General features: G+C 35.2%; 25 protein-coding genes and 1 pseudogene. 7 read left to right on the top strand and 19 right to left on the bottom strand.

Features of this window, described 5'->3' with window-relative positions; translation table 11 throughout:
• Nucleotides 1-36 precede the first annotated feature (36 nt).
• Nucleotides 37-465, bottom strand: a complete 429-nt coding sequence (locus RMB13_RS05915; RefSeq protein WP_311084677.1) for a DNA breaking-rejoining protein — start codon at nt 463-465, stop codon at nt 37-39.
• 33 nt (nt 466-498) lie between these two features.
• Nucleotides 499-585, bottom strand: a pseudogene (locus tag RMB13_RS05910) (hypothetical protein); the annotation flags it as partial.
• A gap of 77 nt (nt 586-662) precedes the next feature.
• Between RMB13_RS05910 and RMB13_RS05905 the strand changes: the two are divergent.
• Nucleotides 663-1,169, top strand: coding sequence for an N-acetyltransferase (locus RMB13_RS05905; protein WP_311084676.1), 507 nt, complete (start codon nt 663-665; stop codon nt 1,167-1,169).
• A 91-nt stretch (nt 1,170-1,260) separates the two neighbouring features.
• Here RMB13_RS05905 and RMB13_RS05900 read toward each other — a convergent pair whose 3' ends face one another.
• From RMB13_RS05900 to RMB13_RS05880, 5 genes are all read right to left on the bottom strand, one after another.
• The gene (locus tag RMB13_RS05900; RefSeq protein WP_205468996.1) at nt 1,261-1,623 is read right to left on the bottom strand and encodes a NirD/YgiW/YdeI family stress tolerance protein; all 363 of its coding nucleotides are present in this window, start codon (nt 1,621-1,623) and stop codon (nt 1,261-1,263) included.
• Nucleotides 1,624-1,732: 109 nt separating this feature from the next.
• Nucleotides 1,733-2,164, bottom strand: coding sequence for an L-alanine exporter AlaE (alaE, locus tag RMB13_RS05895; protein ID WP_311084675.1), 432 nt, complete (start codon nt 2,162-2,164; stop codon nt 1,733-1,735).
• 88 nt (nt 2,165-2,252) lie between these two features.
• Entirely contained in the window at nt 2,253-2,540 is a 288-nt protein-coding gene (locus RMB13_RS05890; RefSeq protein WP_042896947.1) for a hypothetical protein, read from the bottom strand.
• Between the two features lie 271 nt (nt 2,541-2,811).
• On the bottom strand, nt 2,812-2,943 hold the full coding sequence (locus tag RMB13_RS05885; protein ID WP_004643213.1) for a hypothetical protein: 132 nt from the start codon (nt 2,941-2,943) through the stop codon (nt 2,812-2,814).
• Nucleotides 2,944-3,095: 152 nt separating this feature from the next.
• The gene (locus RMB13_RS05880) at nt 3,096-3,965 is read right to left on the bottom strand and encodes a LysR family transcriptional regulator (RefSeq protein WP_132069324.1); all 870 of its coding nucleotides are present in this window, start codon (nt 3,963-3,965) and stop codon (nt 3,096-3,098) included.
• Nucleotides 3,966-4,200: 235 nt separating this feature from the next.
• Here RMB13_RS05880 and RMB13_RS05875 point away from each other — a divergent pair, with 235 nt between their 5' ends.
• A complete protein-coding gene (locus RMB13_RS05875; RefSeq protein ID WP_311084674.1) occupies nt 4,201-5,055 on the top strand; it encodes a DMT family transporter in 855 nt (284 codons plus the stop codon).
• Nucleotides 5,056-5,112: 57 nt separating this feature from the next.
• On the opposite strand, the gene RMB13_RS05870 is transcribed toward RMB13_RS05875, so the two are convergent.
• The 3 genes from RMB13_RS05870 to RMB13_RS05860 form a co-directional block, all read right to left on the bottom strand.
• Entirely contained in the window at nt 5,113-5,376 is a 264-nt protein-coding gene (locus RMB13_RS05870) for a hypothetical protein (protein WP_311084673.1), read from the bottom strand.
• 154 nt (nt 5,377-5,530) lie between these two features.
• Entirely contained in the window at nt 5,531-5,773 is a 243-nt protein-coding gene (locus tag RMB13_RS05865; protein ID WP_311084672.1) for a hypothetical protein, read from the bottom strand.
• Nucleotides 5,774-6,293: 520 nt separating this feature from the next.
• The gene (locus RMB13_RS05860; RefSeq protein ID WP_005039816.1) at nt 6,294-6,608 is read right to left on the bottom strand and encodes a helix-turn-helix domain-containing protein; all 315 of its coding nucleotides are present in this window, start codon (nt 6,606-6,608) and stop codon (nt 6,294-6,296) included.
• A gap of 109 nt (nt 6,609-6,717) precedes the next feature.
• Here RMB13_RS05860 and RMB13_RS05855 point away from each other — a divergent pair, with 109 nt between their 5' ends.
• On the top strand, nt 6,718-7,134 hold the full coding sequence (locus tag RMB13_RS05855; RefSeq protein WP_311084671.1) for a carboxymuconolactone decarboxylase family protein: 417 nt from the start codon (nt 6,718-6,720) through the stop codon (nt 7,132-7,134).
• An 86-nt stretch (nt 7,135-7,220) separates the two neighbouring features.
• Here the strand turns inward: RMB13_RS05855 and RMB13_RS05850 are convergent, their stop codons facing one another.
• From RMB13_RS05850 to RMB13_RS05830, 5 genes are all read right to left on the bottom strand, one after another.
• The gene (locus tag RMB13_RS05850; RefSeq protein ID WP_311084670.1) at nt 7,221-7,796 is read right to left on the bottom strand and encodes a lysozyme; all 576 of its coding nucleotides are present in this window, start codon (nt 7,794-7,796) and stop codon (nt 7,221-7,223) included.
• Nucleotides 7,797-7,811: 15 nt separating this feature from the next.
• Entirely contained in the window at nt 7,812-8,321 is a 510-nt protein-coding gene (locus tag RMB13_RS05845) for a hotdog fold domain-containing protein (protein ID WP_311084669.1), read from the bottom strand.
• Between the two features lie 186 nt (nt 8,322-8,507).
• Nucleotides 8,508-8,708, bottom strand: coding sequence for a hypothetical protein (locus RMB13_RS05840; RefSeq protein ID WP_003652344.1), 201 nt, complete (start codon nt 8,706-8,708; stop codon nt 8,508-8,510).
• 252 nt (nt 8,709-8,960) lie between these two features.
• A complete protein-coding gene (locus RMB13_RS05835; protein WP_311084668.1) occupies nt 8,961-9,335 on the bottom strand; it encodes a TonB C-terminal domain-containing protein in 375 nt (124 codons plus the stop codon).
• 150 nt (nt 9,336-9,485) lie between these two features.
• Nucleotides 9,486-9,710, bottom strand: a complete 225-nt coding sequence (locus RMB13_RS05830; protein ID WP_005039804.1) for a hypothetical protein — start codon at nt 9,708-9,710, stop codon at nt 9,486-9,488.
• 311 nt (nt 9,711-10,021) lie between these two features.
• Here RMB13_RS05830 and RMB13_RS05825 point away from each other — a divergent pair, with 311 nt between their 5' ends.
• A complete protein-coding gene (locus tag RMB13_RS05825; protein WP_311084667.1) occupies nt 10,022-10,543 on the top strand; it encodes a hypothetical protein in 522 nt (173 codons plus the stop codon).
• Nucleotides 10,544-10,576: 33 nt separating this feature from the next.
• Here RMB13_RS05825 and RMB13_RS05820 read toward each other — a convergent pair whose 3' ends face one another.
• Nucleotides 10,577-11,026: a carboxymuconolactone decarboxylase family protein gene (locus RMB13_RS05820; RefSeq protein ID WP_017392141.1), complete on the bottom strand. Its 450-nt coding sequence runs from the start codon at nt 11,024-11,026 to the stop codon at nt 10,577-10,579.
• A gap of 23 nt (nt 11,027-11,049) precedes the next feature.
• A complete protein-coding gene (locus tag RMB13_RS05815) occupies nt 11,050-11,424 on the bottom strand; it encodes a cupin domain-containing protein (protein ID WP_281830930.1) in 375 nt (124 codons plus the stop codon).
• 141 nt (nt 11,425-11,565) lie between these two features.
• Here RMB13_RS05815 and RMB13_RS05810 point away from each other — a divergent pair, with 141 nt between their 5' ends.
• Together RMB13_RS05810 and RMB13_RS05805 are read left to right on the top strand one after the other, a co-directional pair.
• Nucleotides 11,566-12,981: a PLP-dependent aminotransferase family protein gene (locus RMB13_RS05810; protein ID WP_311084666.1), complete on the top strand. Its 1,416-nt coding sequence runs from the start codon at nt 11,566-11,568 to the stop codon at nt 12,979-12,981.
• Between the two features lie 142 nt (nt 12,982-13,123).
• Nucleotides 13,124-15,316, top strand: coding sequence for a TonB-dependent siderophore receptor (locus RMB13_RS05805; RefSeq protein ID WP_311084665.1), 2,193 nt, complete (start codon nt 13,124-13,126; stop codon nt 15,314-15,316).
• Nucleotides 15,317-15,392: 76 nt separating this feature from the next.
• Here the strand turns inward: RMB13_RS05805 and RMB13_RS05800 are convergent, their stop codons facing one another.
• Nucleotides 15,393-15,944, bottom strand: coding sequence for a helix-turn-helix domain-containing protein (locus RMB13_RS05800; RefSeq protein ID WP_311084664.1), 552 nt, complete (start codon nt 15,942-15,944; stop codon nt 15,393-15,395).
• 688 nt (nt 15,945-16,632) lie between these two features.
• Here RMB13_RS05800 and RMB13_RS05795 point away from each other — a divergent pair.
• Nucleotides 16,633-16,968, top strand: coding sequence for a hypothetical protein (locus RMB13_RS05795; protein WP_311084663.1), 336 nt, complete (start codon nt 16,633-16,635; stop codon nt 16,966-16,968).
• A gap of 82 nt (nt 16,969-17,050) precedes the next feature.
• Here RMB13_RS05795 and RMB13_RS05790 read toward each other — a convergent pair whose 3' ends face one another.
• On the bottom strand, nt 17,051-17,347 hold the full coding sequence (locus tag RMB13_RS05790; RefSeq protein ID WP_311084662.1) for a hypothetical protein: 297 nt from the start codon (nt 17,345-17,347) through the stop codon (nt 17,051-17,053).
• Nucleotides 17,348-17,461: the final 114 nt, after the last annotated feature.

The raw sequence follows: 17,461 nt of genomic DNA, 5'->3' as shown, positions 1-17,461 counted from the left end.
AGCTCTCATGTGAAAGCTAGTAAATTTTATAAAATATTATTTTTTTACTTTATTTAATAATTCGACATCTAGACTATATTTCACGGTTTTATTTTTACGAGCACTATTACGCATTTGATAAACTTGAACAATATAATCGCCATCAACTGGCAAAATAAGTTCTCCTTTCGATCCTACAGTTGAGCCAATTAATAATGCATTATCTTTACCTGGTTTTTTACCTGGTGCAAAAATATTGACATAGGCTAAATTACCAAGACTATTAATATTAAATTTTAATACTTGTCCATTCTTTGCATAAACCCTGTACCTTACATCATTATAGCCCTGAAATTTTCCAGTTAATGTGGTATGTGTTGAACCTTGTAAAAAATTAACTTTTTGCTCAATATTTTTAGCTAAAACAGTGAAGGATGTAGTTGAAATCAGTGTAGATAATAATAAAGTTTTAATGATTTTTTTCAATTTTTAATCCTCAAAATATTTTAAATTATTATATTAAAAATAATTTTTATAAAATTTTACTTTATGTATGATTTTGATGAGTAGTAGTTGTTTTTTATAACCAATAACAAATAAAGTATCTTAGAAATCTAAATTACAGTTTTACTTATTTAAAAAATTAAAGCGTATGATTGGTCAATAAATAAGGAAGAATTTTAATGAATATTACGATTCGTGATGAGCGAAATGAGGATGTTGAAGCAATAGAAAAACTAACGAAAGCAGCTTTTAAAAATGCTGAGCACACCAGTCATACAGAACATTTTATTGTGAATAGTTTAAGAGACCACGGACAATTGACCATCTCTCTAGTCGCGATTGAAGATAGCGCTGTTATTGGGCATGTTGCTATTTCTCCAGTTCAAATGAGTTCAGGGGAAATGGGTTGGTATGGTTTAGGCCCTATTTCTGTTCATCCAAATAAACAGGGGCTTGGTATTGGCTCGCTTCTGATGAATAAATCACTAGATAAATTAAAAAAGTTAGGCGCAGAAGGATGTGTTTTACTGGGTGATCCCAATTATTACAGCAGATTTGGTTTTAAAGCATATCCTGAGCTAATTTTGCCCGATGTACCAAGTGAATATTTCCAAGCCTTAAGCTTCTCAGGCAATATTCCTAAAGGAAACGTACACTATCATGAGGCATTTAATGCAACACAATAATAAAAATTATTGTCGTTAAAAAGAAAACTCCTTAGAACAGGAGTTTTCTTTTTTGTTTGCTCTGAGCAATTTTTATATAAATGATCTAGTTTTATTTAACACGCTCAATCTTAAAAACCTCAATATCGGTAGGCTTAACTCTATGTGTGTCCACCTCTCCTACAACACGGACTTTATCTCCGGCTTTTAGTTGTAAAGGTTTCCATAAGTCATCATCTATATCAATTACAATTGACCCAGTTGCATCTTTAAACTCAAAATGATCACCAGCAATATGCTTTACGATGGTGCCTGTTAAAGTAACACCGGACTCATCAGCCAAAGTTTTTGCTTTAGACACCGTGACTACATTTTTTGTCGCTTCTTTTAATAAGGCAGCATCTGGTTTAGCCAATACCGCATTACTACCTAATAAAGCCAATCCAGTGAGTGTTGCTAAGAATATTTTTTTCATTACGATGACCTACTTTTAATGTTCTTAGTTATATAAACAAATTCTTTTAAACTTATAGATTTAGCTTTTGTGGTTTTTTGTATCTTATAAGAAAGTTTCTTTAATCATGTCATGTAAAAACACCAAATAATTTGCGGCAAAAATTTAAGAAGATTCCATAGGGTCTTCCAGAAACGCTAACAATTATAAGAATAGAACTGACAGCCGTAACTACCTGCACTAAAGTTGCTCCATTAAAAGCAAGTATTAAAATATATAGTGGTATTTGGAATGTTAAATTAGCGAGTGTATCTAGCAAAAAGCTTTGTACAGCTGTTTTATGTTTTCCCCATATTTTTTTAAAAACCCAATCGCGATAAAACCCATATGGTCGACCAATCACTATAGAAATAGGTATTGCGATAGCACGTATTTTAAATGTTTGTTCAAGTGTAAGACCCGTAATTACAAGCTCAACAAAAGTACCTATGGCTAGCGAAAATAGAACCATCGCAAATGTATCTGCAAAGAATTTCTTTAAGTTTTCTCTTCCAACAACCATTTTCTAGCCTATAGCTTTATCGTTAATTTACTTAAGAAAACGCTTTCCTTAAGTAAATTAAACTCAGCATTAAAATATCAATTAATGGTTAAGCAACAAGTTGTCCTAAATTCGATAAAATATTTATGGCTTCCGTTTCATCCTCTGTTTGCCCAACAATCATTCGGTCATATGAAATTCCACCAATCTCAATATAAATTTTCGGATGTGGAAGTTGAGGGATATAAACTTTTAGTGGTTGATAAAGAGCAAGAAGATAACCAAATGAATCATAAGGATAATGATCATTTTTTAATGTCTTCTTTATCACAACATAAGTATTCAATATATCTAGAATAAAACCATATTCATTTTCAGAATGAAATTTAGCGTCCATACCCACCTCCTTGATTAATTAATATTTTTATAATCAAATTTAAAGGTTAAATTTCTGATCTGATGGCATTTGAACCAATTTACTTTAAATATAGAGTTATATTTAAAATGATTCGTGTTGAATTTAAATATATTTAAAACCTAGCATATTAGTCAACATATTTTGAACAGCAACATTAAAAATAAATATTTTGAGTTACAAATCACACTTTAGGGTAAAAATACAAAGATATAAAAAAGCCCATCTTACGATGGGCTTGAGAATTTATAGATTATGAATCTTTGTCCATTGAATGAGGGGTTGTCGTTTTATCTTGCTGTTTTGTATCGTTTTCACCTTGGCAAGCGCTCACACTTAAAGAAATAATCGCAGCTAAACCTAAGGTAGCCATAATTTTTGTCATACTTCACCTCATGAATTGTTCAGATAGTGATTTAATAAATACTTTTTATTAGTTTTACGATCAGCATACGTTTCTAGGCTTTTTTGTAGATTTAGCGCAAAAATGTAAAGCTCTTTAGTTTTACATTTAAATATCAACTTAAGATTTGGCCATTAAACGTTAACTGAGTGTCTGAGCGTTTTAATGAGTAATTCGTATAAATGATCTACAGCCTTCGACTCTAACGATGACCTACTCCGATAAACCGCAGCCTCCATCGGCTCTAAAGGTCCGAGGCCATGATCTGCACCTAATATGGTTAAATGCTCAGGAGCGCTACACTGTGTGAACACGGCGATTGCTAAACCGCTTTCAACTGCTGCAATTTGGCCCGCTAAACTTGAACTGTTGTAGACCACACGATAACGGCGCCCTTGTAATGCTAAAGAATGAATAGCGCTCTTTTTGGCTTGGCTCGTACTTTCATAAACTGCAATTGGAAGTGGGTCTTCTCGCCAGAGTTCAAACTGTGGAGATCCTACCCACACCATTGGTTCATGAAATAAAAGTGTTCCTTGACGAGCGTTATCTCTCGAAATTAATGCTAAGTCTATATCACCACTTTCTACCCGCGGAATTAAAGAGGTAGATTGCTCACAGATCAATTCGATTTCAACACCTCCATAACGTGGTGCAAAACGCTTGAGTACGGGTGTTAAATATTTAGCGGCATAGTCATCAGGCACTCCAAGGCGTATACGTCCCTTCAATTCATCCCCATGAAATGCCATTTGTGCTTCTGCATGTAAATCGAGAATACGGCGTGCATAACCTAAAAGTAGTTGCCCTTGAGGAGTTAATTCAATTTGTCGATGCGTTCGTATTAAAAGTTGGCAATGTAGAGCTTCTTCTAATTTTTTCAATTGCATACTAACAGCAGATTGCGAACGATATAGCTCAGGCGCTGCATTTGACAATGAGCCTGTATCTACTACTGTGACAAAACACTTCAGCCAATCAATCTGTAGGTTTTTTAAAGTCATTACAATTTATCTATTCGATTTTCAAATAGTATATAAAAGAATTATGCGCTTTTCTTTACCTATTCTCTCTTCCATACTGAAATCATAATAAGTTCAAAGCGATTTATTTGCCCTATTCACAATTTTAACCAAGATCAGTACATGATTAATGACTGAAGAACACATTAATAACTGCACTTACTAACAATTTTATCACTTCGTATTTCTTAGGTATTACACACTAGGAGGAGGTTTTATGCGCCTAAATAAACAGATGCTTGCATCACAAAGTGCAACATCGGCTTTTGTTTTACTCTGGGGTAGTGCCGCAATTTTTACTCGATGGGGGTTAGATAATGCCTCGCCCATAGCATTATTAATTCTGCGTTTTTCAACTGCTTTAATTATTCTGTTCGTACTTGCTCTTTTTAGAAAAAGACTTTTACCCAAACATGGAACTCGAAAACAAGTTCTACTGACTGGGTTGCTTATTATTGCAGGTTATTCAATTTGCTATTTTAAAGCCATGGCACATGGGGTCACTCCTGGCTTAATGGCAACAATTATGGGAATACAGCCCATACTCACGCTTTGCCTTCTGGAAAAGAACTGGCAAAAAGAAAGACTGTTAGGATTATGCATCTCTTTAGCTGGGCTCATACTGTTAGTATGGAAAAGCCTAACGCTGTCTTTTATTGCTCCAATTGGTATGCTGTTTGCCTTGGCTGCCCTAATCTGTATAACTTTTGGGGCCATAATGCAAAAGAACATTCAACAAGCCCCGACTGATGTCTTACCGCTACAATATGTAATCAGTCTTATCGTCTGCTTATTTATAGTTCCCTTTGAACATTTTGAAATAACGTGGAATTCACAACTGATTATTTCAGTCTTATTTCTTGGAATTTTAATTTCTGTAGTTGCTCAGCTTTTACTTTACCGACTTCTAAGTCAGGGCAATATTGTAAATGTAACAAGCCTGTTCTATCTGGTTCCTATCGTGACTGCACTTTTAGATTTTCTAATTTTAAAAAATAAGTTACCACTAGCAGGTTTAATTGGGATGATTGCAATTTTGCTAGGCTTAATGCTCGTATTTAAAAAGAAATAATTCTTAAAGATTTTAGGGTGCAACCCTCGGTTGAGGGTTTTATTTTTGAATACAAACTTAAACCAATTTTTTCCAGTCAGTGCCGATTTGAGCTAATGCGGGTAATTCATCACTATTAAAAACATTAAAATTTTGGTCAATGGCAAATCGATAGATAGGTATAGAATCAGCTTCAGTTTTCTTAAAGAATCTGAAGTTTTCAGTAAGGTGATAATTGCCAGCTTCTGTAGATTTTATTGCTGTTCCTGATGGTATATGGATATAACTTTCACACTCCACTTCAACCTTATTTCCGGCAAGATCTTGATATGAAAATTTCATGTTTCAATCCTTTTAAATTTTTATGATTGAGAAAAACTTAACACGCTATTTGATGAGATTACGGAAACTTTTTTCAACTAATTGTTTAAGTGTGTATATTTGGTTAAAAGCTCATCCTTGTAATATATCTTTATACACTTGTCTCATGTCTAATCTAAATAGGTGTTTTCATGCTCAGTAAAACAGCATTACTCGGAATACTTTTAAGTATTTTCTTTTGTTTTTTCAGCCATTCTTTATAAAATTTTTTATCAGATTGTTCCAAAAAACTGTCCTTATCCTTATTATAGGAAGCAACGCCCGTATTTCCAGATAGTACACACGGCCAATTGTTTAATTGGGGTGTTAAAACAGCATTACTCATTAATGAAAGTTCTTCTAATCTAATCAAATTCATCCTTACTCCCTTGCTTCCCTCTAGCGCTACACACAAATAACACGTCCTCAAAAATGCAAAGTGCAAATTTTGTGTATTGATTTATCAAAGATGTAAGTTGCTATAGGAATGAATAAATTGAGTTTAAATAGAGTGAAGAAGATATTTAGAATGTTTTCTTCTTTGTTACTTCAATTTCAGATATACTGAACTTAGTATGAGATGAGCCTTATATAGTTCATTGCTAGATCAATGAACGACTAAGCCCTTCGCTTTCGAGCAAGGGCTTTTTTAACGCCTATAATTTGAGAAAATTATGCGTATCTGAACTGTCTGGTCGGACATTGGTTTGCCTTTATAGGGCAGGTCTGTTAGATTGGTCTTGTTCATCAACTCCTATTGTTGATGAATACTGAAGCCTGATTCGTAGCATCAGGCTTTTTTTACACCTAAAACTTGTATAAATGATCCTGTCAAAATGATGACATACGATCTCGGCGTGACCTAAAACAAAGTAAATAAAACTATAAAATAAACTGCACTATCTTACTTTTAGCCAAGAGCCAACTTCTTTTAGCACCTCAACTAAACCGTTTAATTTCTTACCATCTTCCGTTAATGAGTACTCAACTTTAACAGGAACTTCCGCAAAAACTTCTCTGTTAATAAAACCTTCTTCTTCAAGAAAACGTAGCTCTAAAGTTAACATTCTTTGAGAAATATTAGGAATTGCTCGTCTTAGCTCATTAAAACGCATAGGTCTTTCGATGAGAAATGAAATAATTAACATTCTCCAACGACCACCCAATACTGTCATTGCCTCTTCTACAGAACAGCCAGAAATATTATCTTTCATTGTCTAATTAGGTATAAAAAATATACCTATATAACAAAATAGTGCCTGATTTACAATCTATACCTAGTGATGAATAATAGTTTTTCATTACGAAAAACTGGTCTATATGATGGAATATAAAGAAGTTGCTAAAAAAACAATTAATCATTTGTACTCAGCACATGCATCTATACGAACCTCTGGCATTGATCCTCAAATAGTTGCTTTAGTTGAGTTATATGTGTCACAAATCAACGGCTGTGCTTACTGCTGCGCTTTTCATGCTCAAGAATTAAGAGATATGGGAGTAAGCCAAGAAGTCATTGATAAAATTCCGGGCTATAAACATTCGAATGTCTTTTCAAATAAGCAGCTTCTTGCTCTTGAACTTGCGGAGGCAGTCACTTTTTTATCTGAAAAAATTGAAACTGTAAAAGCTCATTTAGCTGAATATTTTAGTGAAAGAGAGATTGTAGAGTTAACGACTAGCATTTCGCTTATGGGAGCATTAAACCGGCTCAGAATCACTTTAGGTGATAAAAGTTAATTTATTCAGCTGCTATATGAAAAAGCCCTGACCATTCGAGGCTTTTTCATGACTTTTTAACCAAGTGTAATAAGAAATTGAGACAACTACTTTAATGATAAAAACAATTTCTTTTCCATTGCACGGCGATTAACCAGCCCTTTCAAACGCTTACCGCCTGCATTTACCCAGACATCAAACTGGTTTGCTGCTTCTTTGTAATCACCTGAATTTAACTTTTTGAGTAAGGTCGAATGTTTAAAGGCACCTACCCCAATGTTATACGTTAGAGAGACTAGTGCATCAAATTGATTCTGTTTTAAAGGCACTTTTACAGAACTATTTACTGCACGCTCAAATATCTTTAAATCGTGCTGCATATAGGTTTTAGCTTGTTCAAGAGAGCATCGGTCTCCTTCACTTACACGCTTACCATTAGGATATCTCGTCGTGCCATATCCAATAGTCCAGACGCCTGTACCGTCATCATATGCACTGAGTTTTAACCCCTCAAAATTACAGATTTGGTTTACACCATCCACACTAAGAGACATCTCATCAACAGCAATACCTGTCAATTCATCGCCATGATCAGTTGCCGTAGCAATAAGGCGATCCGCTGTTGCATCTTGCTGAGGCTTGGGAGTAAAAATTTTGCGGAGATAATCCAATATTTTTTGCATTTAATGCCCTGCTATTTACTTTTTCTCTGTAACCCAAAGCGTAATATATCCTTGAACTACAGGCTGCCCATCCGCTCTATAAGCATTAACTTTTATTTGCATATCTCCAACTTTCCATTCCTCATCAATTGTTGCCACTAACTTAATATCAGAATTTGCCTTAGCGACATAATTTACACTCATACCCTTAGGTAACCATCTTAAATGTTGAGGCACAGATGCTTCAGCTAACACACCCATGACAAATTCCAGCCCATTACATATCGCGATCACGTGTACCGTCCCGATATGATTTTCGATTGATTTATTTTTTTTGATCGAGGCTTCACACACATCTACCTCTAATTTTTGAATAATTGGATTAACAGTCTGAAAATATGGAGCAACTCGGCTAACGACTTTTGACAATAGCGTTAATCCGCCCGGTACGGTCTTCAAAGTCCTAAAAGCGATCAGAACATCATTGACAGGTGGAACTGCTTTATTTTTGATTTTGTTGGTAAATGTAGAAATATAATTACTCATAGTTTTACTTCAATTCGAGAATAAATCATTCAATAAATATATATGTACACATCTCTACACTCATTGCTTAGCTATCAATTTTTTGAGTCATTAATGATAATAATTGAATAACCTCTGACGTATCGTACTGTTCAGATAAAAAAATCAAACCTATTAAAAATGCCCAATATTGAATTGGGCTTTGAGTTATTGTTCGATTTCGATGGGATCCCCATCTTCAGGGCGAATGTGTCGCTCACCATCGTCTGCGGGATCTACACTTGAGCCATCTTTTGTAATGCTGTTATATAACTCATCCTCTTTTTTATCATCGATAAATTCTTCATCGGCAAAATCGAGAGGTTCTTCATCATCGTCAAAATTTAAGGGTTTTTCTTCATCTATCATGAGATTCATCCTTTACTTAACTTGTGTCATTCCATCCTTAAATAATTAACGGATAGATTCAACACCAAACAATCATCATTTGTGTAACTGACACTTTAAGATACATTTTCCGATAAAAAACCGCCCTAGAAGGCGGTTGCTAAATTCTTATTCGCTAGCGATAGAAGTACAGTAAATAATTATTTCACTCTATTTCTACAAACTAGCAGTACTGCACATCAATGTTTTTCAACTGTTTTAAGAAGAATTCATTTATTTTACCTGAAATTTCATATTAAATCTTCTTGCTTGTTTTCTTACTTCTGGGTTGGAAGGCAAAGCAAATGGACTTGCACGCCAGATCGCTTTTTCAATACTTGTTTTAAATTTTTGTTCTTCTTTATCTAAAAAGATGATTTGCTCAATTTCCCCACTATCACTTAAAAATACTTTAACGCTTGCACTCATCCCTGTAGAAGACTTTGGAATATCCCATATTTTATAAATTTTCTTTTGATATTGCTTTTTATATATCTCAGCCTCTGAGGTAATTTTATTATCATTCACTTGAGCAGAAGTAACTTGCTTGTGACCAGTAGTACACCCAACTAATAAAAATAAAGAAGCAATAATAGTGAAGTTTTTCATTTAAAATACCTTTTTTCAATAACTAAAATTTAACAGTTTAAAATTTAAAAAACTACCCGAAGGTGGTATTAATCATTGAATATCCCTAATCAGCAAAGGTAGTAAGCCGTTCTTATTCCACCTTTGTTTAAATTAATGTTTTATTTTTCTTTAAAAAGGGACTTCATAACGGATATTCATATTTGAATTTTCTGGAATATTATAGATATCTTGATCGGTAAAAATTCCATGCTCAGGTGTTTTAAAACTATTAAAGGCTTTATTTTCTGGAACAATTGGAGGTTTATTTAAGTAATTTTCTTGAGAATTATATGTAGATGAAGCACAGCCAATCAGCCCAAAACCCAATAAAGATATAACCAAAAACGTCTTCATAAATTTCGCCCACTGTTATAAAAACCACGCAATTTAACAAATTTAATCCCCATTGTCACACCTGTACTATTTAGTTAATCTTAATAATAAATTTAAAAGAAGCATTTTAAAAAATTAGAATCTGCTACAGGGAAAATATTAGAATTAGATAATAGACAAAGACTCTAAAATGAAGAATTTTAGATTTTATTTTATATAAAATTCTTTGTATGAAGCTTTCAATAGAACTTCACACAAACCTGTCGATTCACCCTATTATTGACCAGATGATCAAATACCCTAAAGGAAAAACCTTTAAAAATTAAACTTTAATGTTACAATACAGTGATTTACTCAATTTCAATTGGACTTCAAAAGAAATGAATAGATTGTTATTAATTTTTTTATCTTTAAATATTAGTCTTTTTTCTCCCGTAGCTTTTTCTGAAACAAACACATTTCAAATGAAACAAGAATATAGCTACCCTAACTTTAATATGCATAAAAGCATGCTTGCAGTAAACACGAGTGCTCAAGACCATAAATTTAATGGGCAACCAAAAGACTTTTCTAATTCTGCCGCTCATCATCAAAATGTAGATTTTTTTGAGATTGCGAAACAGTATCAAGAAAATGAAGCTAAGCCGTCCTACTCTACTGATGAAACAGTCAATATGAGTGATCATGAGCGTAGTCTTTACTACATTAGAAATCATGATAATGTGAATATTCAAAGAGAAATTCATGGTCAGCAGTTTAAATCGCTAAAACAACAGCGAGATAAAGGCGTCATTTCCAACGATGTATATAAAGAAAAGGTCTACAAAATCTTAAGCCAACCTTCTTTTAAATAAGTTAAAAGCCCTCGCTAGAGGGCTTTTTGAATATTACTTTGCGGCTTGTGGGGTATTTCTAAAACTAATCGCCATACGGTTATATGCATTCATCAAACTAATAGCTATCGTTAAATCAACCAGTTCTTTTTCATCAAATACAGAATGGGCAAGTTGATAAACATCATCAGGTACTCCGGTTGTAGAGACTTTAGTTACTGACTCAGCCCAAGCTAAAGCAGCTCTCTCCCTTTCATCAAATAGATGACCACCTTCTTGCCAAGCCTGAACTAAAGCTAGTTTTTCAATTGCTACGCCTTTTTTAATTAAATCTCTCGTATGCATGTCCAAACAATATGCACAGTTATTAATTTGCGATATGCGTAGATAAACCAATTCAACTAGCTCTGCTGCCAAACCGCTTTGCATTACGTAGCTATAGACACCACCTAGAGCTTTAACACCTGCTGGAGCGACCTGATTGTAATCAATACGTTGAACCATAATAGACACCTGTTTACTTTCAATTATTTTACTGGGGTAACTAACTCTTTATCGTCAGTATCTACAACAAATACTGCCAATAGCTTTGCTGGTTTAGTCTTACTTACATTGCGACTAATAGAATGAACTGCTCCTGGCTCTTCAAACCAACTCTGACCTGCCTGATAAATTTTCGGTTTCTCATTATTCACTTTAGACTCAATGCTGCCCTCAACCACATAGGCATATACAAAAGATGATTTCGCATGAGTATGAGGAATAGAAGCTCCACCAGGCGGATAATCCACCTCTAAAGCGATAAAAGACTTGCCCGGTATATTAGAAATTACGTGTTCAAAATTAGGCGTAACTTTTTCCACTGGCTCATGTGCCATAGATGGTGCAATACTCGCAAGCATTAGACCTATACCTAAAAAAAATCTGCTTTTGATTATTTTCATTTCAAATTAAACCTACATAAAGATAGGAAGTTGTTTTTATTTTATAGATCCGTAGTATAAATTCATGAACCAAAAATGCATTAAAAGGCTGTACCACGCATGTATCAGCAGCTCAAAATTAATTTAGATCGCAAATTAAAGACTCCATTAGCCGAACAAATACGCCTTGGGATTGAACAAGCTATTATTTCTGGGACGCTACAACAAGGTGATCGTCTACCCTCATGGATCGATTTAGCCAGTCAACTTGGTGTTTCTAGAGGTACCGTAAAAGTTGCATATGAAAGACTTTCCGATGGTCAATTTATCATTGCGTCCCGATCACAAGGTACACGTGTTGCCTACCAAGCAGTTAAGCCACCCTCTACTCAAGATGACTATAAAAATAGTTCGTTTACACAGATGTATTTAGATATGACAACTGTGCAGGGCATTTTTCAATTAGGCGTCCCATCAAAAGAAATTTTTCCAGCAAAGTTATTTTCAAAAATCAGATCAAGATCTATGCGTAATGAATCTAGTGGATGGCCTAGCTATCCAGACGCTCGAGGTGAACATGGCCTTCGTCGAGAAATTGCGGCTTATTTAGCTCTATCAAGGGGCATTCAATGTATTCCTGACCAAGTATTTATCACTTCTGGTTTCTCTGGTGGATTGGGCCTTACATTACATGTTTTAGGATTAGGTGGAAAAAAGGCATGGGTGGAAGATCCCGGTTTCCCTTTCTCTAAACATGCACTTGAAGTTGGAAGACTGGAAATATGTCCAATTCCCGTTGATAAAGATGGGATAGATGTAGAGTTCGCAATGAAAAATGTACCGGATGCCTCCCTTGCATTAGTCACCCCGGGACAGCAAGCACCTTTAGGAATGTCACTTTCTTTGACCAGACGATTAAAGTTACTTGATTGGGCTAACCAGAACGGAAGCTGGATTATTGAAGATGATTATTTAGGAGAATTACAATTAGATGGCCGAGCAGCCCCCGCTTTATTTTCATTAGATACTACTGGAAGAGTTATTCACTTAGGAAGCTTTAGTAAAACAATCAGTCCCAAATTACGGATTGGATTTGCGGTTGTGCCTTTTCACATGATTAATCACTTTGCAGAAACGACAGCTACTTTAGTACCCGCTCCATCTCCATCTTTACAACTTTCAATTCAAGAGTTTATGCATGAAGGCCATTTTTTAAGACATTTAAGACGAACAAAAAGAACTTATAGTGCTCAGCGTGATGAATTAATTAAGTGTTTAAAACGATTTAATCTGCAAACGTATACTGCTGGTTTATCTGTACTCATTAATTTACCGCCCTCATTATCCGATCAAAAAATTGTGAATGAAGCATTAGCTTTCAATCTGGCTCCCTCTCCATTATCACTTTGGTACCAAGACCCTAAAAATGCTGTTTCAGGCTTAATGTTAGGTGTTGCAACCTCACCCTTATCAAAAGTAAATCAGTCATGTGAACACTTAGTAGAGATCATCGAACAGAAAAAAGCCCTGTTTTAGGAGCTCTTTAATTCTGCTTTTAACACCAATTTATTTTAGAAATTGTTTAAAGTTCTGAGAAAAACATAAACCAATTTATAAAATTTTGTTACTTTTTCGCTATAATGATTATAATTATCGTTTAGGATTTCGATACATAAACATGGAACGCTCATCTGCTCTTTCACTCCCAAATTTTAAGTTCAAAGTTTCTACTCTTAGCTATGCGATCGGACTTGCTTGTACTTATCTAGCAATTCCAGTACATGCCGAAGATACAGCTACCAGCGCATTACCAACCATCACTATTAAGGCGCAAGGTAACTGGTTAGAAGAAGCAAATGCTGAAACTGTTCACAAACACCCAGGTGCTCGAACTATTATTGACCGCAAACGGTTAGATGAAACGGCTGCGACTTCAATTCGAGAAGCCCTAAAGCAAATTCCTGGAGTTCAAGCTCAAGATAGTAGTGGAACTGGTGGTAGTGATGTTTCATTGAATATTGGTGTGCGTGGTTTAGCATCACGTCTTTCGCCACGCTCAACAGTTTTAGTAGATGGTGTTCCACTTTCATTTGCTCCTTATGGACAGCCACAATTATCTTTAGCGCCTGTTTCAATAGGTAATATTGAATCTGTTGACGTAGTACGTGGTGCGGGGTCAGTTCGTTTTGGGCCTCAAAACGTAGGCGGAATTATTAACTTTACGACCCGATCAATTCCACAAGATTTTAGTGGAACTGTTAGCTTAACTTCAGAATATGCATCTGGTACTGACCAAGTAAAACTCAGTCCTAATCTATTTGTTGGGGGAACTTTAGATAACGGATTAGGCCTTGCCCTCTTATATTCAGGGACTAAAGGAAATGGGTACCGAGAAGCAAACAATAAGATTGATATCGATGATGTAATGCTAAAGTCTGCTTATCAATTTAATGATAAAGATTCAGTTGCTTTAAATCTGCATCATTATGAAGGTCGAGGCGAAATGCCAGAGGGTTTAACTCAGGCTCAGTATGCTGAAAACCCTTATCAATCTTCTGGTGAAAAAAACTATTTTGCAGGTCGACGTACTGATGTCTCTTTACGTTATAACCATAAAGATGAAAAAAATAACTTCGAAGTTCTGACTTACTACATTGACTCTTTCCGCACAAGTAATCTTGAGACCGTATTAGCAAGTGGTGACAAGCGTCTCGACTCTGCTCCACGCGACTACAAGGTCTATGCAATTGAACCGCGTTACTCTCGTATTTATGAGTTAGGTAACACTCAAAATGAAGTAACGGTAGGCTATCGCTACTTAAAAGAAGAAAGTTCTGAGTTTGCTGGACGTACTGCATCTTATGCAGCAGATTCATCAGCTCCAGATTTTGCTCCACGTAGTAGCAGCGAAGGTGGCACCAAAGCGCATGCGGTATATATCGACAACCGTATGGAACTGGGCCGTTGGACGATTACTCCAGGTGTTCGTTTCGAATCAATTGAAACCCATAATAGTTTCACTGGATATGACAAAAATGGTCTAGCGAATACAGTTCATCCAAAAATTGATTCAGATGAATTTTTGCCAAGTTTGTCTGTCGTGTACTCGGCAAATGAAAACTGGAACATATTTGCAAACGCTGGTGTATCGTTTGGTCCACAGCAATACAGCCAATTGGCTCGTCTTGAAGGAACAACCGCAACTGCTACAACTGAAGGTTTACATCCAGAGAAATCTAATAACTATGAAATCGGAACCAAATATTTAGGTAACGGTTTAAATGCCGAATTTACCGTGTTCTATCTAGACTTTGATAAAGAGCTTTCATTAGTACGTGATGCTGGCAATAACGGAATCTGGACAGATTTAGGTGCAACCAGCCATAAGGGTGTCGAAACAGGTATTAGCTATGATTTCGGTCAATTAACAGACACGTTAGAAGGCTTAAAAGTATATGGTAACTATACTTTTACCAAAGCAGTCGCCGAAGCAGGTCAATTTAAAGATAAAGACCTACCGTTTTACTCGCGTCATGTTGGTAATGTTGGGTTAGGTTACACAGTAGATAAATGGTCTTTAAATGCTGACATGTTTGCGCAGTCTAAGCAGCATTCCCCAGATCTTCCAGATAGTAATGTCTATCAAACAGAAGAAACTGCTGATGGTAAATATGGAGATATTCCGGGTTATACCACTTTTGCGGTCCGTACCTCTTATGACTTGAGTTCACAAGTTAAAGGTTTAAAAATCGCTGGTGGAATAAAGAACGTCTTTGATAAGCAATATTTTACCCGCTCAACTGACTCTACAGGTGGTAAGTATGTAGGGCAACCACGTACTTTCTATCTACAAACATCTTTTGACTTTTAAAGCTAAATCAAATTGAACAAAAAGCCCTCTTCTGAGGGCTTTTCTAAAGGCATTAAAAACTAGAGTATTAATCAACCTAAACGAGCATCGACATAAAATATTCTAATAACTTATCTCTTTCATCGATCTTATTTACACTTAAAAGCTGAACCATTGCTCCATCAATCATAAATAAAAACATGTAAGCATCTTCAAGTGTAGCGGTAACTTTTACGGTCAAAAGTAGCTTATAAATTTCGTTAATGAACCAATTTCGGTAGTCAATAACGAGTTTATAGGCCACAGGATAAAGCTTTTCAATTTCAAAAATCGCTTTAAATGGCAACCGATAAAAGCCGTTTAAGTTTGCATGTAAGAAGTAGATTTTCTTTAACTTATCGAAAACCATAAGTTCTTGGTACGAATGAATAATAGAAAACACCTCATGTTTTAATGCGTCTTTTTTAAAAGTCAGAGACATCTCAACCAGTTTTTCTTTAGAGTGAAAGTAATTATAAAAGGTGGCTTTTGGAATTTTGGCTTCACTAATAATTCGGTCGATACCAATGTAAAACCCATGTTGATTAAATAAATCTTTTGCCGCGTGGAGCACTTGTAGTGCTCTAAATGAAGCTTCTAAATTTGGCATAGATATACCGTTTAAAATAAATTTTTGTTGTATATAAATGAGATAGAAATACCGGCACTCTTAAAATGAGCGCTAAAAACAGGCATGTGAAAACGACACAAAAGTGGTGTGTTCACCTATCTCAGGTTTTATTGTTGCTATGATTTTTTAGTCGTAATGATCTAAAGGTTAAAACCTATAGTCGATTAAACCGCTTTAAATGCCAGTTGAATGGTATCGGTAGAGGGAGTTTGGCAAAGGCCAAGAAATAAGAAGAATTAGTACGCATGAGCGGACTCCTTTGGGTAATAAAGAAGCTTCACCACATTACTGTCAAATAATGGTGACGAAACGAGAGAGGGTTGACAGACTGATACCCAAAAGATCAGCACACCCGAAGGTGTCCCCCTCCCGTTCCGCCGCAGAGGGGGCACGCAGGGATGCCCACAAAAAAGAAAGACTTTTTCGTGTGCTTTGGGTATACAGCCTGTCAAAGCCGACTGGCAATGTGGCCAGCAGGCAAAGAATAATCGTAGAGGTTTTGAGTGTCAATGTGATATTGGCTAGAAAACAGTTAAATAATTATTGTTTTTCATTGGATTAGAATATTTAATTACTTTGTTAAAAATTCATTATTAGCTCGTCTTTAGTTAATATGAACTACAACTTAATTATATATTTCATCAACTACTTTAAAATAAGGATAATTATGTTAGACCTAGACGAAATGAATGGGAATTTTTTTAATTTTGATCATGTAGATACATTCAAAATAGAACATGATCCTATAATGAATTGCTACAACCTTGTTTTGATTCTATCTAAGGATTTACATGATCCTTCATCCCCTAAATTTAATGTATGCTTTAACCATATTTCAGATTTAAGTCTGAATGACAGTTTTAGAAATAATTCTCAACAATTCCCTTCTTTAATTATCGAAAAGCACAAAAATCAGTGGGATAATGTTAATTATGAAATCAGACAAGTGGAAGATGAAGACTTAAGTTTCAAATGCAAGAGTTTTACTGCTTTCTTAAGTTAATCCCTTATTGGATCCGCAAAGAGCACTGTTTAATTATACTTACTAAAAACAATGCTCTTTATTCTCATATATATTTACTCTTTTACTTATCAGACATATTCATCATTTTAGAATGATCCATGTCACCCATTTTAGAGTGATCCATTTGAGACATATCTGCCATATTGCCATGCTCATGCTGCGTATGGTCTTGCTGCATTTTTCCATCATTCTTCATGCTACAAGGTTTTGTGCATTTTTCTTGTGCTTTAGAATTTGGCTTGTTTTCCGCATTCGCAGCCGTTGTTTGTTTTGCATCTTCTGCCCAAGACTGGGTTCCAGTGATTAAAGCACCAACACACATAAGCATTGTTAAACTACGGCGAAATAGAGTTTTCATTTTTAGATCCAAAAATTAACTTTATCTAAATACCCTATAGACTTCCAACGGACATCTAGGTGACCTGAAAATGACATTTTTGTAATCTACGCCGAATCATGTGTTTATAACGTT

This window comes from Acinetobacter sp. V102_4 (genome assembly GCF_031799005.1).
Taxonomy (GTDB): Bacteria; Pseudomonadota; Gammaproteobacteria; order Pseudomonadales; family Moraxellaceae; genus Acinetobacter; species Acinetobacter calcoaceticus.
Note: the sequence above shows the minus strand (reverse complement) of the source record. Positions and strands in the feature narration are given on the sequence as shown.

Bases quoted from the DNA above. Each gene is read 5' to 3' on its own strand.
- RMB13_RS05905 (WP_311084676.1), top strand. From the start codon at position 663: ATGAATATTACGATTCGTGATGAGCGAAATGAGGATGTTGAAGCAATA.
- RMB13_RS05900 (WP_205468996.1), bottom strand. From the start codon at position 1,623: ATGAAAAAAATATTCTTAGCAACACTCACTGGATTGGCTTTATTAGGT.
- alaE (WP_311084675.1), bottom strand. From the start codon at position 2,164: ATGGTTGTTGGAAGAGAAAACTTAAAGAAATTCTTTGCAGATACATTT.
- RMB13_RS05890 (WP_042896947.1), bottom strand. From the start codon at position 2,540: ATGGACGCTAAATTTCATTCTGAAAATGAATATGGTTTTATTCTAGAT.
- RMB13_RS05885 (WP_004643213.1), bottom strand. From the start codon at position 2,943: ATGACAAAAATTATGGCTACCTTAGGTTTAGCTGCGATTATTTCTTTA.
- RMB13_RS05880 (WP_132069324.1), bottom strand. From the start codon at position 3,965: ATGACTTTAAAAAACCTACAGATTGATTGGCTGAAGTGTTTTGTCACA.
- RMB13_RS05875 (WP_311084674.1), top strand. From the start codon at position 4,201: ATGCGCCTAAATAAACAGATGCTTGCATCACAAAGTGCAACATCGGCT.
- RMB13_RS05870 (WP_311084673.1), bottom strand. From the start codon at position 5,376: ATGAAATTTTCATATCAAGATCTTGCCGGAAATAAGGTTGAAGTGGAG.
- RMB13_RS05865 (WP_311084672.1), bottom strand. From the start codon at position 5,773: ATGAATTTGATTAGATTAGAAGAACTTTCATTAATGAGTAATGCTGTT.
- RMB13_RS05860 (WP_005039816.1), bottom strand. From the start codon at position 6,608: ATGAAAGATAATATTTCTGGCTGTTCTGTAGAAGAGGCAATGACAGTA.
- RMB13_RS05855 (WP_311084671.1), top strand. From the start codon at position 6,718: ATGGAATATAAAGAAGTTGCTAAAAAAACAATTAATCATTTGTACTCA.
- RMB13_RS05850 (WP_311084670.1), bottom strand. From the start codon at position 7,796: ATGCAAAAAATATTGGATTATCTCCGCAAAATTTTTACTCCCAAGCCT.
- RMB13_RS05845 (WP_311084669.1), bottom strand. From the start codon at position 8,321: ATGAGTAATTATATTTCTACATTTACCAACAAAATCAAAAATAAAGCA.
- RMB13_RS05840 (WP_003652344.1), bottom strand. From the start codon at position 8,708: ATGATAGATGAAGAAAAACCCTTAAATTTTGACGATGATGAAGAACCT.
- RMB13_RS05835 (WP_311084668.1), bottom strand. From the start codon at position 9,335: ATGAAAAACTTCACTATTATTGCTTCTTTATTTTTATTAGTTGGGTGT.
- RMB13_RS05830 (WP_005039804.1), bottom strand. From the start codon at position 9,710: ATGAAGACGTTTTTGGTTATATCTTTATTGGGTTTTGGGCTGATTGGC.
- RMB13_RS05825 (WP_311084667.1), top strand. From the start codon at position 10,022: ATGTTACAATACAGTGATTTACTCAATTTCAATTGGACTTCAAAAGAA.
- RMB13_RS05820 (WP_017392141.1), bottom strand. From the start codon at position 11,026: ATGGTTCAACGTATTGATTACAATCAGGTCGCTCCAGCAGGTGTTAAA.
- RMB13_RS05815 (WP_281830930.1), bottom strand. From the start codon at position 11,424: ATGCTTGCGAGTATTGCACCATCTATGGCACATGAGCCAGTGGAAAAA.
- RMB13_RS05810 (WP_311084666.1), top strand. From the start codon at position 11,566: ATGTATCAGCAGCTCAAAATTAATTTAGATCGCAAATTAAAGACTCCA.
- RMB13_RS05805 (WP_311084665.1), top strand. From the start codon at position 13,124: ATGGAACGCTCATCTGCTCTTTCACTCCCAAATTTTAAGTTCAAAGTT.
- RMB13_RS05800 (WP_311084664.1), bottom strand. From the start codon at position 15,944: ATGCCAAATTTAGAAGCTTCATTTAGAGCACTACAAGTGCTCCACGCG.
- RMB13_RS05795 (WP_311084663.1), top strand. From the start codon at position 16,633: ATGTTAGACCTAGACGAAATGAATGGGAATTTTTTTAATTTTGATCAT.
- RMB13_RS05790 (WP_311084662.1), bottom strand. From the start codon at position 17,347: ATGAAAACTCTATTTCGCCGTAGTTTAACAATGCTTATGTGTGTTGGT.